The following is a 15,089-nucleotide window of genomic DNA, read 5'->3' on the forward strand; positions in this document are numbered from 1 at the left end:
GAAAAAGAGATCACATTTGTGATCTTTTTTTAATTGGCTTAATTAATAAATTAGCCTTTGTAATTAACTAAATACTTACTGCGAAGTTGCTTAATTTGCTTATGAGTTAAGCCTAGACCGTTGGAACTAGTTAAGTAGTTATCCATGGTACCGTACCAGGTTCGAATGCCCCAGAAGAAGCGGTTCATTTCAGCAGCTTTATTTCGGTATGACATCTTATGATCATAGTAATCAGTAATCATAAAGTCATTATAGATGTGCCACTTACTAACGCCTAATGCGGATAAGTAAAGAGCGGCCATAATTCCGGTTCGGTCATCACCGTTAATGCAGTGGAAATAAATGGCACCGCTCTTATGATTTAGTAATTCCATAAAGACTTGATGATAAGCTTGTCGAGCGTGTTTCCACCTTAAGAATGACGTTGCGTACTTATAGATTTCACCACCGTAAGCTCGTTTAAATGGTGCAATTTTTTGTTTATCGGCACGGGTGTTCACTACCGCTTCAACGTATTTGACACCCAATGGATTTGGTTGATTAGGATGGTCTTCGTTCGGATCAGCGCCACCTTGGTGATGGTAACTACGTAGGTCAATCACTTCATTAATGCCTAGATCTTTTAAATGCTGGGTACCGTATTTTGAGATCTTATGCAGATTAGCACCACGATAGACGACACCAGTCTTGGTCCACATGCCATGGCCGGCATAGTAACCACCCATGTCACGGCCGTTCCAACTGATGTGTGGGTAACGATAATTTTGACGTTTATAAGCAGCTAAATTAACTCGATTAATCCAATACTTGCTGTCGCCCCGTTCAATGGGACTGTTATCATTTTTAACGGCTTGTGGCTGTTGATTAGCGATTTGTTGTTCACTTTCGTGCTGGGACGCACCTAATCGCTGAACTTGGACGTTCTGCTGGTTATTAGCCGGTTTGGAATTAGCACTGGCCACGCTGGCACTTAATAGAAACGGTGCCATCAGCAAAGCACCGACGTATAGAGACTTCCTAAATGAATTCACAGTAATTTCCTTTCGGTAATGTTTTCGACACTGTTTAGGATAGCATATATATGGCCTAAAGCCCATTACAGCAAGCGTAACATTTGTAATGGGCTTGTCATATTCCAACATGTTTTAAGTCATATAAATTACACAAAATGATTAATCGGACCATATTCATGGCCAACGTTCAGTGGATTTCGGATTGCCTTATCAACGTATTCCCGAGCGTTCTTAATGGCATCGGTAACTGATTGACCCTTCGCTAGTTCAGCACAGATGCCTGCCGATAAAGTGTCACCGGTTCCGTTCTTACGTTTAGTCGGATAATATTTGCCAGCCAACCAGAAATGATGATCATTCGACAATAAAACGAGATCCTTAACGATTTTCTGCTGAGGATCATGATGTGGGCCTTTGATGATGACATTATCGGCACCTAAATTTTGAAGCCGATGTCCTGCCGTTAGCATGTCCTGATCATCATTAATTTTCATTTTAGCTAACGTTTGCGCTTCATAATAATTGGGCGTTAGGACTGTGGCGAGCGGAATCAACCGTGCTTTTAAAAGTTGAAAAGTGTTCGGATCTAATAATCGGGTGTTTGGATTATTCCCAAAGATTACGGGATCGACCACCAACGGACCAAAATCATATCGCTGATAATTTTTAACGACCGTTTTAATTACACTGGCGTTAGCCAACATCCCGGTCTTAGATGCTTTGATGTTAAAATCATCGGCTAAATCTTTAAATTCTTGATCAATGAATGACGTCGACATAATTTGCTGAGCATGAACTCCGTATGAATTACCGGCTACGCAAACGGTAACGACTGAAGTCCCGTAAACTTTAAAGTGATCGAACGTCGCTAAATCGGCTTGCATCCCTGCGGCACCGTCGTTTTCAGATCCAGCAATCGTCAGAACTTGTGGGAATTGATTTAACATTCTTACTGACTTCCTTATCAACCTACTCCCGTCTAAAGGCGGGAGCATGATGGACATCACCCTTATGAATAGCACAGGGCAATCGGCCATCAGTAGATTAGCTGCGGGAGTTATCTAGAAGCCTTACGGCTTCCCCCGACAGAGCCTACTAAGCTAATCCATATTATTAAACTCTCTATAAGACTTTAATTCGTCAGCTGACTACGGTCTTAATCAGAGCAATACACGTATTACTCCAGACTTTAGAGAGCTGAGCTGTTTATTCTGCAGCTCGATGAAATTCAAAGGTTAAATTAGGATGATTATCAAATTCTTGCGGAGTCCGTTTGCGTTTTAATCGAATTAGATTTTGACGTTGCTTCACAAGAATTTCCTTTTGTCCTCTTCTCAAGATATTAATAGCCGCATTCTGATCACGAACATGATACGTCTGGCATCGAGGACAAGTCCATTTCCTGTCTACTAAAGTTAAATGACAGCCATTCTGTCTAGTACAAATGAAGCCACAATGACTACATATTTGAGTAGTATAAGCAGGATTAACCAGGATAACTGTTTTTCCGTATAACTTAGCTTTGTACTGCAGCATCGACAAGAATTCACGCCAACCACAATCACTGGCTTTTTGAGCAATCTTATGGTTACGCAGGATATTAGAACTTTTTAGATTTTCAGCAACTATCAAATCATGGTTCTCGATCAGTCTAGTCGAAATCCGATCTAAGAAAGCTCTTCGTTCATTTTTAATGTAGCCATAATACTTAGCACAGCGTTTTCTAGCCCGTTGATATCCTTTATCAACCGTTAGGTTGATGTGATGACTTTTAGCATAACGTCGTCTACGATTTTCCCGCTGCTGCAGGAACTTTAAGTACGGTAATCCATGAGTGTAGAACTTAGGGTTAGAGACTTGATGCCCATAATTATCCATAAGGGAATTACAGATGTTCAAGTCGATTCCAATAGCAGAGTGAGTCTGCGGCTGATAGGATTTAAACGGTGTGTCACTAGCTAATTGTAGGGAAACCCAGAATTTATCGGTCGCATCCTTATAAATCGTAACGGTACCAATTAACGTATCGTCAGGCATTTTACGGGTTGTGCCTAATGTGATTCTGCCAAGGACTGGTAATACTAAGTGCCTGTTATCAGTAAAATATATATTGGACTTGCGTTTCCCTTTAGATTTCCAGGTAATCCTCGATGTCTGATATTTCCATTCATAAGGATGGTCTTTTTTACGATGGAATTGAGGCTGTCCTTGTAGGCCACTAGCGTGGTTCTTATAAGCCAAGTTATTCGATTGATTTGTCTTGGCAAAGTTCAGACTGTCAATATACTTATCACGTAGCCAGCTAATTCGTTTTCGGACTACTGATTCATGGAGCGTGTGTTTATAATTAGCAATTATTTTTCGTTTAAGATCACCATTCCAGTAAGATGTATGTATAATCCACCCTAATTTGCGTTTATTAGCAATTAGATGATTATAGAAAGCTCGTCTCACATCGGCATTCACTTTAACAACCTGTTTTTGGGTATCCGAAGGATACCAACGGTACTTAGCACCAAAATGATACTGTAATTGTGACATTGATTTCATTTGAACTCACCTCTTCCTACACTTATAATTATACTGTGTCGATAGATTGATTACAATAAGCTATAATAACTATAATATAAGTGTTTAAGGTGATATGTATATGGACAAGAAATACGATTATGACAATGCCGTTCACATGAGAAATTATGTTTATAACATCCATTGCCATTTAGTTTGGGCAACTAAATATCGCAATAAGGTTTTTACGACTCCAGAGTTAGTTCAAGGCATGGAGAAATTATTAAAGTACATCGCTAAATGTAGCCAAGTTAAAGTCGAGAATATTAAAGTTATGCCAGATCACGTCCATATGTTAGTATCATTTAGGCCTAAGTTATCAATTACAACGATGGTTAGAACCTTAAAGGGCAACAGTGCTCGATACTTTCTACGTAATCATCCGAAACTTCGGAAAGAACTATTCTGGGGAAATCATTTATGGTCACATAGCTATTATGTTGGCACCGTAGGTGATATGAGTAGAAAAACTGTTGAGAAGTACATTGACGATCAATACCAAAATAGCCCATATCCTGATTTAGACAAAAGAAAGCGAAAATGACGAACTTCATCTCCCGTTTGAAAGCGGGAGTATTAGTTCTATTTTCGCTAAAATTCGATAAATAAAAAAGCATTCTGTAAGCATTACTCGTACTTACAGAATACTTTAATATGATTGATTTTAAAATGAAATCTTATTTAATTGCTTTCATTACTTCAGCTTTCTGAGTTTGAATCAAGCTGACCTTATTAGCAACTGATTCTTCATCCAGAGTAATTTCACGGTCCAAACCAGGAACGCTCTTCTTTGGATCAAAGAATGCTTTAAATTCAGCTAAGCGCTGTGGAGTATGGAAAATTCGCGAAATCAAAGTGATGTAGAACGAGAATTCCATGTCACCGCCAAGGGTCTTAACGAGCCATTTCCAGTTGGTACGGAACCAGTCCCAGTCAACTTGCTGGCCCTTTGGATTATCAAGGACACTGGCGAACCAACTCCGGAGATCCTGCGGCTTAATGAAACTACTATCTTTGTAACTATTCATAATCTGATCTAAGATCTGCGGGTCACTAGCTGAGCAACACGCTAACATTAAGTCGGTCTTGTAGCTTGGATCAACTGTCGTTTCGTATTCGTGTTTGAACTGCTTGTATAGGTCTTCGCTACAGTAGTTCTTCATTTCATTAGCCAAGATAACACCACGGACGTCAGCTGATAACTTACCTGGTTCCTGACGATGTTCATCGAATAAATTGTGTAAGCCCTGCTTAGTAACTGGGTTGTTAGCATACAGAGCTTCACGTAAGATCATCTTTCGAACCAAGTCGTCATCGTTAGTGTCACCATCATGATGCTGAACACCTAACCGGTTGAACTGGTCTGACGTTAGTAAGTCAAAGAATTCACGCATCTGCTTATCGTCTGCTGAATCAGGTGTAACGAAGTCCCTTAATTCACCAGCTAAGTGGTAAAGAGCCTGGTTAACGATGGCGGACTTGCTGTCTTTCAGCTTAAGTAATAACGGTACGACGCTAGCGTATGATACTTGATGAGCTTCAGCTAATAAGCGTGAATATTCAAGTAACTGTAACTGGCCAACGTGACCTAACTGGTCGGCATGCTTAATGAGATCACTTAATAAGGTGTGGTCGTACTTAACGATAAAGTGGGAATTGTTGCCGACGTTCAACATTAACGGTTTGCCAGTGGCAACCCTTAAGTTTTCGTATTTGCCTAAGTTTAAGGTCTTGCTTTCCATGACTTTCGGTGCTTTGAAGTTGGCGTTTAACGGGATGTCCCACTGACGGCCAACGTCGTTACTCTTGCCGATGAAGAATTGCTTCTGGGATAAGACAACGTCACCGTCTTTATTAACGCTCATGTTAACGACTGGGTAACCAGGTTGAGCTAACCAGGTGTGCATCAGTTTACCGATGTCCATGCCAGATACTTTGCCTAAAGCACTCCAAAGGTCGTTACCTTCGGCGTTGTGGTACTTATGGGTGTTTAAGTATAAGTTCAAGCCTTTTCGTAAGTTCTTGTCACCCAGTAAAGCACGAACCATGACTAACATTCGGGCACCTTTAGCGTATACGATGGCCGGATCGAATAATTCGTTAATGTCAGCTGGCTTTTCAACGTGAACCTGAATGGCCTGGACGCCGTCGATGGCATCACGCTGTAGAGCTTGCGGAACTTCAGACGTCTGGAAAAGATCCCAGATGTGAAATTCAGGTTTGATGGCGTTAGTACAAACATATTCCATCATGTTGGCAAAACTTTCGTTCAACCAGATGTCGTTCCACCACTTCATGGTTACTAAGTCACCAAACCATTGATGAGCTAATTCATGGCAAACGACCGTGGCGACTAACTGCTTCTTAGCAAATGACGTGTTTTCTGGATCCAATAAGAGTAAGGATTCACGGTAAGTTACCAAGCCCCAGTTTTCCATGGCACCGGCTGAGAAGTCAGGCAATGCCAACTGCCAGGAATGCGGTAACGGATACTTAACGCCATAGAATTTCTCGTAGAATTCAATGGCGTTTTTAGCAATGTTTAATGAAAAGTCTAATTCGTCAGGTTTATGGGCTTTGGTAGCGAAAACACCGATCTTTACACCATCTTTGGTTTGAGTCATCTTGTACTGCATTTCACCAAAGGCAAAGGCGATCAAATAAGATGACATGCGACGGGTCGTTTCAAAGTAATGAACCCCATTTTCAACTTTCTTTTCGGGCATGTTGCTAATGGCGATTTCACCCTTGTGTTCATCGAACTTCAGAGCTAAAGTCCACGTGGCTTTGGCGGCTGGTTCATCAACACACGGAAAAGCCTGACGAGCGAAGTCGGTTTCGAACTGGGTACCAACTAATTCTTTCTTAACGCCGTTGACCTTATAATAAGATGGATAAATTCCCATCATCTTGTCGGTTAACGGAGCAGAATACTGAACCGTTAAGGTAACGTCACCAGCTTTTGGTAACTGGATATTAAGGCGTTCCTTTGAGTTATCGACTTTGAACGGAACTTTTTTACCGTCAGCTAAAACTGATGGAAACTTCATATCATGTTCGTGAAGCGCCATCTTAGCTTGGCTAGCGTGTCCGCTAACGACAACTTTACCGGTAATTAAGCGCTTTTTCCGGTTGACATCAATATATAAGTCATAATGTTTAGGCTGAAATAGATTCAGCAAACGATGTGCAGACATAAATTTACCTCCTAATATAGATCCATGTAAAGTGTAGCTGATTTAGCGGGGATTCGCAATAATTCTGTACTTTCAGTCGTTGCCATAATGGAATGTTTCTATATTATGGAATGTCAAACAAAACAACCTAGTTTGATTAAAATTTAGTCAAACTAGACGATGGAAATGCTATTAAGCTTTTACTAATTTATCCTTGGCCGTGCTAATAAGTTGTTTGGTAAACGTGTCCAGCGTTTTAATATCGTTTTCATCAGGTGACAGATTAATCTTGACGCGTTTAGCACCCGGTTTAGCTTTAGCTTGCTTAAAAGCTTGGTCAAATTTATCTACGGCCACGTTATAGTGCTTCTTATAAAAAGTATCTCCTGATCCGGCGACCCCATAAACCTGGTTTGATAGATCAAGTAGCTTTAAATCCTCATAAAAATCCACCCCTTCGAAAGGCAAATGTAGATCCCCATTATTATATGTATAGCTACAGACGACACAGATATTATCGTCCTTAAATTCGGTTGGATCAGTCTGCGACATATCGGATTCAACGGTATGAACTCCTAAATCATTTAATTTATCGGTAACGATATCAGCAATTGCTTCATTATTACCAGTAATGGTTGCAAAAACCACGTGCGCTTTTAACATAATTAAGACCCTTTCATTATTTAGTCACTCATTTGTAAATCAATTAAGCGGTTCAATTCAACGGCAAACTGCATCGGTAACCGGCGTGAGAACGGCTCAATAAAGCCCATGATGATCATCTTGGTGGCTTGCGTTTCCGTTAAGCCACGGCTCATCAAGTAATACAGGTCATCTTCAGAAATCTTGGAAACTCGGGCTTCATGTTCGATCGAACTAGTTCCGTTATTGACGATGTTTTGCGGGATGGTATCACTATCGGATTTGTCATCCATAATAATGGTGTCGCATTCGATGTGCGATTTGCAGTGATCACTGTTTTTGCCCATCTTAACGAAGCCACGATAGTTACATACTCCGCCGCCTTTACAGATCGATTTGGAAACCACGTTCGAAGACGTGTGTGGTGCGTTATGCTTCATGATCGATCCAGTATCTTGATAAACACCGTGCCGAGCAAAAGCTACCGATAGCATTAACCCGTGGGCATGTTCACCATTCAGCCAGACGCTTGGGTACTTCATCGTCTTTTCGGAACCTAGATTACCATCGACCCACTCCATTGTGGCGTTCTCGTCAGCAGATGCACGTTTGGTTTCTAAACTATAGACGTTATCTGACCAGTTCTGGATCGTGGTGTATCGACAGAAAGCGTTCTTCTTAACGAAGACTTCGACCACGGCCGCATGTAAACTATCTGCTGAATAATTAGGTGCGGTGCAGCCTTCAACATAGTTAATGCTGGCGCCTTCATCGACGATAATTAACGTTCGTTCAAACTGACCAGTATTTCCAGCGTTGATGCGGAAGAACGTCTGGACCGGTACCTTAGCATGAACCCCTTTTGGCACGTACAGAAAAGTTCCTCCAGACCAAACGGCTGTATTCAACGCCGCAAATTTGTTACAGTATGGAGAAATTAAGTGGCCAAAGTACTTTCGAACTAAATTTGGGTACTTTTGTAAAGCACTATCTGTATCCATAAAGATGATGCCCATTTTACGAAAGTCTTTCTTTAGATTTTCGTAGACGGCATCTGATTCGTATTGGGCTGCCGCACCGGCTAAATATTTTCGTTCAGCTTGCGGCACCCCAATTCGTGAAAACGTCCGCTTGATCGTTTTCGGGACATCGTTCCACGAACGGGTTGGATGATCCGTTGGTTCTTGAAAGTATTTGATTTTACTTAAATCCAGATGTGAAAGATCTGGACCGAAATTAGGCATCGGTAATTTTTTATAAATGTGATATGCCTTCAAACGAATTCTAAGCATCCATTCTGGTTCGTGTTTACGAGCCGAAATTTCACGAATGACGTGTTCGTTTAATCCACGGCCGGTCGAATAAACCGGTTTAAATTTATCTTTAAAGCCGTATTGATAACGGTGATCGATTTTTTGATTAACATACCGTTCTTCTTCGGCTTGTTTACGTTGATTCCGCATTTATTTCACCTCATTTTGATTAATTAACTGGTAAATTGCTTTCCACGGCAACATTGCACATTTAATTCGAGTCGGTAGTTCCGAAATGGATTGCAAAGCCTGGGCTTCACCTAACGATTTTGGATTTTTAATCGGTTCACCAGTCATTAATTTTGAGAAATCAGTCACTAACGAATCAATTTTTGATAAATCCTGCTTAATGCATAGATTGCCCATCATGTTAGCGGAAGCTCGTGAAATGATGCATCCGGTCGCTTTAAAGCTGATTTGATTTAACTTGTGCTGACTGATTTTTCCAGATACTGTGATTCGGTCACCACACGATGAATTAAAGAGCGTTTTACGAAGTACATCAGGTTCTGTTAATGGCTTTTGATGTTGCTGGTTCAACGCGTTATCCACGATCGTACTTTGGTAAATGTCTCTGAGCTGCATGGAAGAAATTCACGACCTTTCTGACGCAGGTTGCTAATCGATCGCAATCTGACTTGGTATTATAAAAATACAAACTGGCCCGAACCGTTGCCGAAGTCTTCAAGCAGTCGTTAACTAACGGTTGAGCGCAATGCTGTCCAGCTCGAACGTAAATCTGGTTTAAGTCTAGAGCGGTAGCGACATCGTGGGGATGAACCCCTTTAACGTTGAAGGACACGATTCCGGTTTGGCGGTGCTTTGGGCCATAAACGATTACTCTTTTAACTTGTGACAATTGATCATAAAGATATTGACCTAAATCTGCACACCGTTTTTGAATCCACGGCATCGTCAGATGATTTAGGTATTTAATGGCTTGCCCCAATCCAATCACTCCAGCAATATTTGGTGTCCCAGCCTCGAACCGTTGGGGAACATCAGCGTAGGTGAAGTTATGGGTAGTAACGTTTTGAATCATTTCACCGCCTAATTGCCACGGAGTTACTTTATCCAGAAGCTTTGGATTGATGTATAAAACACCAATTCCAGTTGGTCCTAACATCTTATGTCCAGAGAAAGCCATAAAATCAGGATGAATTTTCTGAACATTGATTGGCATTTCTGGTGCCATTTGTGCAGCATCCAATAGAAGTAGTGCATGATTTTTATGAGCTAATTTACATATCTCTCGAATTGGATTGATTACGCCTAGAACATTTGAAACTCCAGTCAATGCTACTAATTTAGTTTTCGGTCCAATCATTTGTTCAGCTTGTTTAACGTCTAAATGGCCATTAGCGGTTAAAGGAATATAGTTTAATTTAGCACCCGTTTGATTAGCCAGGCGTTGCCAAGGTAATAAATTACTGTGGTGCTCCATTATGGAGACTGAAATTTCTTCTCCTTCTGAAAGATTTCGCTGAAAGTACCCTATTGCTATATCATTAATACTTTCGGTCGTTCCTCGGGTAAAGATAATGCTCTTAGGGTTACGGCTCCCAATAAAGTCAGCTATTTGTTTTCGGACGTGCTCATACTTCTCAGTAGTTTGTTGAGCTGGAGTGTAGACACTTCGGTGGACGTTAAAATTATCGTATTCATAGAAGTGGCTTAACGCCTGAATAACCGACTTTGGCTTTTGGGTGGTTGCTGCATTATCTAAGTACACCATTCTTGGTCGATGCTTAAAGATTGGAAAATCCTGCCGAATTTCTTTAACGTTCATACACTCGATCCTCCAACTGATGAAAAATCTTATCCCGTAAATTCTTTTCAGGGAATTTCTGAATTAACGGAAACAGAAAGCCAAGTGTCAGTAAGTAGATTGCTTTAACCTTACTGATTCCGCGCGTCTCCAGGTAATAAAGTAATTCTCGATTAACCTTTCCAATACTAGCCGAATGGCCAGCTTCGACATCGTTATCACGAATTAATAGAACTGGATCGATCTCACCCTTACTGTGTGGATCCAACGTTAATAATCGAGCTGACTGATCAGAATTTGTCTTCTTAGCACCCTGAACAATTTTGCCCACGGTATAGCAATGGGTCGTAGCCTGATTAGCAACGATGCCACGCTGTCTGATGATCCCAGTTGTATGGGTCTGATAATTAGTCACGTCATTATGAATTGCTTGATACTGGTGATGATCAGATAAACTGATTAAATTTAAGTAAGCTTCCGACCCTTCACCATCAAGATTAACCTTCCCTTGATAGACGGTATCGTGTTGATTTAATAACGAAACGTATGAATCTAAACGTGAAGTTCGAGCTAAGTAGGCATACAAGCCCTTTTGGTTCTGCTGAGCGTCAGTCGTTGCTGAATCATAATAATTCAGATGGGCATTATCACCCAAGAGGATTTCGGTAATCTGTCGCGTGTTCGGGCTGGTGTGACGTCCTGACGAATAAACGACGGTTGCTTCGGAATTAGCACCAGCAATAATCAAGACGTGCTTTTCTTGCTTCATTGGGTTGACCAACTTAGAAACGTCAATTGGTTCTTTCACGACTACGTTCGACGGGATAAAAACAAACGCACCCGTCTGTAAAAATGCCACGTGTTGAGCCGAAAATTGATCATGATTCCAAATGAAGCACTTTTCCATTAAATTTTCTTGCAGTAATTCCCGGTCATAACGGGTGGCATACAGCAAATTGATTGCTAAGACACCCTTTTTCTTAGCGTCATCAGGGGCGTAGTTATGCTTATCCAACGGGTGATACATCAAACTAGGATTATTAAAAGCAACGTGCTTAGTATCAACGCCCTTTAAATGGAATTTGGGTAACGTTGAGGCCATCTGGTAAGCAACCATTCGTTTAGCGGTTAGCCACTGTGGTTCATGATTTAGCTGGGAAAATTGCTTAATCTGATCTAATTCAGCCATCGTCATCCACCAGCTTTACATGCAAACCCAGGTCATCCCGTAATCCGGCATAACCTTCACGTTCTAAACGATCAGCTAATTCAGGTCCACCATGTGTAACCATGCGACCGTCCATCATCACATGAACGACATCCGGCTTCACGTACTTCAGGATTCGGTTGTAATGAGTAATGATCATGGCACTGAAATGCGGACTGCGCATGTGATTAATCCCGCGGGAGATCACGTGCAGAGCATCGATATCCAGACCTGAATCAATTTCATCGAGAATCGCTAACTTCGGCTGGATCATCATCATCTGCAGGACTTCGTTCCGTTTCTTTTCACCACCGGAAAAGCCTTCGTTTAAGTAACGTTCAGCGTATGAATCATCCATGTCGAGAATGTTCATATTCTTATGCATGGCTTTCAAAAAGCTCAGGATCGAAACGTGATGATCACCGGTATTATGCGTAGCTTCAACAGCTTCACGAATGAAGTCGGCGTTCTTAACGCCTTTAATTTCCATCGGGTACTGCATTCCGATGAACAAACCGAGTCGAGCTCGAGCATCGGTTGGCATGTTATTTAATTGATGACCGTTAAATTCAATCGTTCCCTGGGTTACCTGATAACGTGGCGAGCCCATGATAGTTTGTGACAACGTCGATTTACCGGTACCATTCGGTCCCATGATGGCGTGAATTTCACCGTCGGGAATGGTTAAGTTAACGCCCTTTAATACTTCACGATTGTTTTCTTTAATTTTGACGTGTAAATTACGAATCTTTAGTCCCATAATTTAAGCTCCTTTTAATGAACTAATTTATCCCAGATCACAACATGATTAGCTTTTAATGATTTCTGAACATCGATAATCCGTTGATTTGAACTGCCACGGAACTGGAGAGTTAAGTCCTTTTTATCCTGTTCAAAACGACCGTCAACCAGGATATCCAGCATCGATAGCAACTCTAACTTGTCGTAGGATTCCTTCATTAACTCTTCCCAAGTAAAGCCGGTCCAGGACCAGATATCCTTCTTATGACCAAATTCTTTTCTAACCCGACGGCAAATTCGTAAGCAGACCTGGGTATTTAAAAACGGTTCGCCGCCTAATAATGTCAAGCCCTGAACGTAAGGCTTACTCAAATCACGAATAATACGATCTTCTAACTTTTTGGTGTACGGACGACCGTAATGAAAATTCTGGGCCGCTCGGTTGTAACAACCTGGACAGTTAAACAAACAGCCACTTACATAAAGACTGCAACGAACCCCTTCACCATCGACAAAGTTGAATGGTTTATAGCTGGCAATGTATTGCAGACTGATCTTACTGTCATCCCATTGACCTGGGGTTGGATTATTTGGTCGTACCTTATGATTTAGCATCTTATCAAACTCCTTTACTTATTAATCAGCGGTGTTAGTTAAAATATGATTTAGATAAACCGAGAACATAATGATGGTTAAAGCTAATTCATCAGGATTATCATTAGCGGTCTTGACGTTGATCTCGAAATAGCGAACGTCTTCGATCGTGAATAACTGGGACGCAAATTGCTTAACGGTTTCAGGCCTCAAATTAAGGCCTAGTTTTAAGGTTTCAGGATGCTGTCGGTATTGCTTGGTTTCCTTAATCACGTTTGGATATTTATGTAATAAGTGACGGGTAATGTAACCATCTTCGGTTAGGTTATGACCATTATCATAGGCAAACGGGATTAACTGGCGATTTGAGTCATAGATCTTAAACGCCGTAATTTTATGGAAAAATTTGGCGCTGGGATATAACTTAGTTTTGAATTGAATGTTCAACCCTAAACGTTTTGTCCATTGAGCTAACTTTTGATCAAGTCCGCTCATTTCTTTTTGGATATCTATAGTTTTAGTTTCCATGGGATCGCTCCTTTGCGTTTAACATTTAACGATTGATTTTAATAATTACCAGATACCGGTCGTCGGACCGATCATATAGACACCGAATACCATTACTAACAGGCATGAAATAATCACGGTCCACTTATAAACGCCGTGCATCTGATAATGACTTGGTAAAGCTCTTGATTCTAAGAGCAATAAAAAGCCCAAGACGATTGGCAAAAGCAAGGCATTCATAACTTCGATGGCAATTGTGACTTTCACTAGATTGAAGTGGATTAACGAGATTGTCGCACTGACGACAAACGTCAAGGCGTACATGCCATAAAAGCCAACCGTTTTCTTACTTAGCTTTTCGTTTAAACTGTGAGGCCAGTTCAGGACTTCGGTCATACCCCAGGTCCCGGCTAACGCAACCACTAAGGCAGCAACTAACGAACCACCAAAAATACTGGCGCCCATTAAGATCCGGGCCAGTTGGTAGCCCATGTACGGCTGCAAGACCGTTACTAGATCACCGACGGTACTTAACGACGTTGCTCGGGAATGGGCTGTGGCTGCAGCAAACAAAATAATGAAGCCAATCATAATGGCTTGAGTAATAACCGTTCCAATAGCCGTATCCGTTTGCTCTTTCTTAATGCATTTAACGGATAGGTGCTTATCAATCACGGCGCCCTGCTGATAAAAGATCATCCAAGGCATAATTACGGCACCCAGGTTGGCTGCAACTAAATATAAGTATGATGAATTATGCCAAGGGACCGTGATCATGCCGTGCACCAAATCATGCATCTGTGGATGGACAAAAATTAATGCAACGACAAACGCCAATTCAGCAAAGCCAAAGATCAAGCCGATTTTTTCGATCCGTCGGTACTTACCAACAAAGGCAATGCTGATCAGCAGTAACGCCACCAACGGAATTGAGATCCAGCGTGAAATTCCAAATAGATCGCTCACACCGGCAACCCCGATGAATTCAGTTAACAAGGCACCGATCACGGAAGCCATTAACGTAAACGCCGCAAGCATTGCCCAGCCGGTACCAAAGTACTTCCGAATCAATTCACCATGACCCTGACGAGTAACGATTCCCAATCGAACCGTCATCTCCTGAACCATGAATAGCACCGGAATTAAAATAATCTGGGGTAATACCATCTTGTAACCCCATTCAGCACCGGACTGAGCCGCGGTCAATAGACATCCGGCATCGGTATCAGCTAACATTACAATCAATCCAGGCCCGATTACCTTACAAAATCGTTTAGTCTGGCTAACAAAGTTGGCCCTTACAGGTCCCTTATGTTGTGTTGGTATATTTACCACCTACAATATCTGGATTTAAGTTCTTAACAATTTTTCATTCTAAATGAGATTTGTGAAAATGTAAACAAGTCTGAGGAAAGAATTTTAATTAAGAAAAATAAAAAGGATTGCTTGCGTGATTTTGTTAAATTCTGATAAGATATTCATCGTGATTTCAAATTGAAGAATTAGATCATAATAAGATTTATAGCTGGTTATTTTTTATTTTGGCTAAAAATGAAAAAT

The 15,089-nt window shown here is 41.2% G+C and carries 14 protein-coding genes; 1 reads left to right on the forward strand and 13 read right to left on the reverse strand.

From position 1 onward, the window contains the following. Window positions 1-50: 50 nt before the first annotated feature. The 3 genes from ELX58_RS02820 to ELX58_RS02830 form a co-directional block, all read right to left on the reverse strand. Window positions 51-1,031, reverse strand: coding sequence for a tyrosine-protein phosphatase (locus ELX58_RS02820; RefSeq protein WP_162614606.1), 981 nt, complete (start codon window positions 1,029-1,031; stop codon window positions 51-53). Window positions 1,032-1,159: 128 nt separating this feature from the next. Continuing rightward, complete coding sequence (thiD, locus tag ELX58_RS02825) at window positions 1,160-1,960, reverse strand: bifunctional hydroxymethylpyrimidine kinase/phosphomethylpyrimidine kinase (RefSeq protein ID WP_133441653.1); 801 nt, start codon at window positions 1,958-1,960, stop codon at window positions 1,160-1,162. A 259-nt stretch (window positions 1,961-2,219) separates the two neighbouring features. Continuing rightward, entirely contained in the window at window positions 2,220-3,563 is a 1,344-nt protein-coding gene (locus ELX58_RS02830) for an RNA-guided endonuclease InsQ/TnpB family protein (RefSeq protein WP_133441654.1), read from the reverse strand. A gap of 100 nt (window positions 3,564-3,663) precedes the next feature. Here ELX58_RS02830 and tnpA point away from each other — a divergent pair, with 100 nt between their 5' ends. Next, on the forward strand, window positions 3,664-4,125 hold the full coding sequence (gene tnpA, locus ELX58_RS02835; RefSeq protein WP_133441655.1) for an IS200/IS605 family transposase: 462 nt from the start codon (window positions 3,664-3,666) through the stop codon (window positions 4,123-4,125). Between the two features lie 133 nt (window positions 4,126-4,258). Here the strand turns inward: tnpA and ELX58_RS02840 are convergent, their stop codons facing one another. The 10 genes from ELX58_RS02840 to ELX58_RS02885 form a co-directional block, all read right to left on the reverse strand. Next, on the reverse strand, window positions 4,259-6,778 hold the full coding sequence (locus ELX58_RS02840) for a M1 family metallopeptidase (RefSeq protein WP_133441656.1): 2,520 nt from the start codon (window positions 6,776-6,778) through the stop codon (window positions 4,259-4,261). Between the two features lie 171 nt (window positions 6,779-6,949). Continuing rightward, a complete protein-coding gene (locus ELX58_RS02845) occupies window positions 6,950-7,420 on the reverse strand; it encodes a flavodoxin (RefSeq protein WP_133441657.1) in 471 nt (156 codons plus the stop codon). Between the two features lie 20 nt (window positions 7,421-7,440). Then, a complete protein-coding gene (gene sufB, locus ELX58_RS02850) occupies window positions 7,441-8,862 on the reverse strand; it encodes a Fe-S cluster assembly protein SufB (protein ID WP_133441658.1) in 1,422 nt (473 codons plus the stop codon). Continuing rightward, window positions 8,863-9,297 carry a Fe-S cluster assembly sulfur transfer protein SufU gene (gene sufU / locus ELX58_RS02855; RefSeq protein WP_133441659.1) on the reverse strand — a complete coding sequence of 145 codons (435 nt, stop codon included), beginning with the start codon at window positions 9,295-9,297 and terminating at the stop codon, window positions 8,863-8,865. Further along, the gene (locus ELX58_RS02860; RefSeq protein WP_133441660.1) at window positions 9,257-10,501 is read right to left on the reverse strand and encodes an aminotransferase class V-fold PLP-dependent enzyme; all 1,245 of its coding nucleotides are present in this window, start codon (window positions 10,499-10,501) and stop codon (window positions 9,257-9,259) included. The genes sufU and ELX58_RS02860 overlap by 41 nt, the downstream gene beginning before the upstream one ends. Then, window positions 10,491-11,669 carry a SufD family Fe-S cluster assembly protein gene (locus ELX58_RS02865; protein WP_162614607.1) on the reverse strand — a complete coding sequence of 393 codons (1,179 nt, stop codon included), beginning with the start codon at window positions 11,667-11,669 and terminating at the stop codon, window positions 10,491-10,493. The genes ELX58_RS02860 and ELX58_RS02865 overlap by 11 nt, the downstream gene beginning before the upstream one ends. Beyond that, window positions 11,662-12,450, reverse strand: a complete 789-nt coding sequence (gene sufC, locus ELX58_RS02870; RefSeq protein ID WP_133441662.1) for a Fe-S cluster assembly ATPase SufC — start codon at window positions 12,448-12,450, stop codon at window positions 11,662-11,664. Before sufC ends, ELX58_RS02865 begins: the two co-directional genes overlap by 8 nt. Window positions 12,451-12,461: 11 nt before the next feature. Then, complete coding sequence (gene nrdG / locus ELX58_RS02875; RefSeq protein WP_133441663.1) at window positions 12,462-13,043, reverse strand: anaerobic ribonucleoside-triphosphate reductase activating protein; 582 nt, start codon at window positions 13,041-13,043, stop codon at window positions 12,462-12,464. Window positions 13,044-13,064: 21 nt separating this feature from the next. Further along, a complete protein-coding gene (locus ELX58_RS02880) occupies window positions 13,065-13,550 on the reverse strand; it encodes a hypothetical protein (protein WP_133441664.1) in 486 nt (161 codons plus the stop codon). A 45-nt stretch (window positions 13,551-13,595) separates the two neighbouring features. Beyond that, complete coding sequence (locus tag ELX58_RS02885; protein ID WP_335878649.1) at window positions 13,596-14,855, reverse strand: NRAMP family divalent metal transporter; 1,260 nt, start codon at window positions 14,853-14,855, stop codon at window positions 13,596-13,598. Window positions 14,856-15,089: the final 234 nt, after the last annotated feature.

The organism is Acetilactobacillus jinshanensis (assembly GCF_004359375.1).
Taxonomy (GTDB): Bacteria; Bacillota; Bacilli; order Lactobacillales; family Lactobacillaceae; genus Acetilactobacillus; species Acetilactobacillus jinshanensis.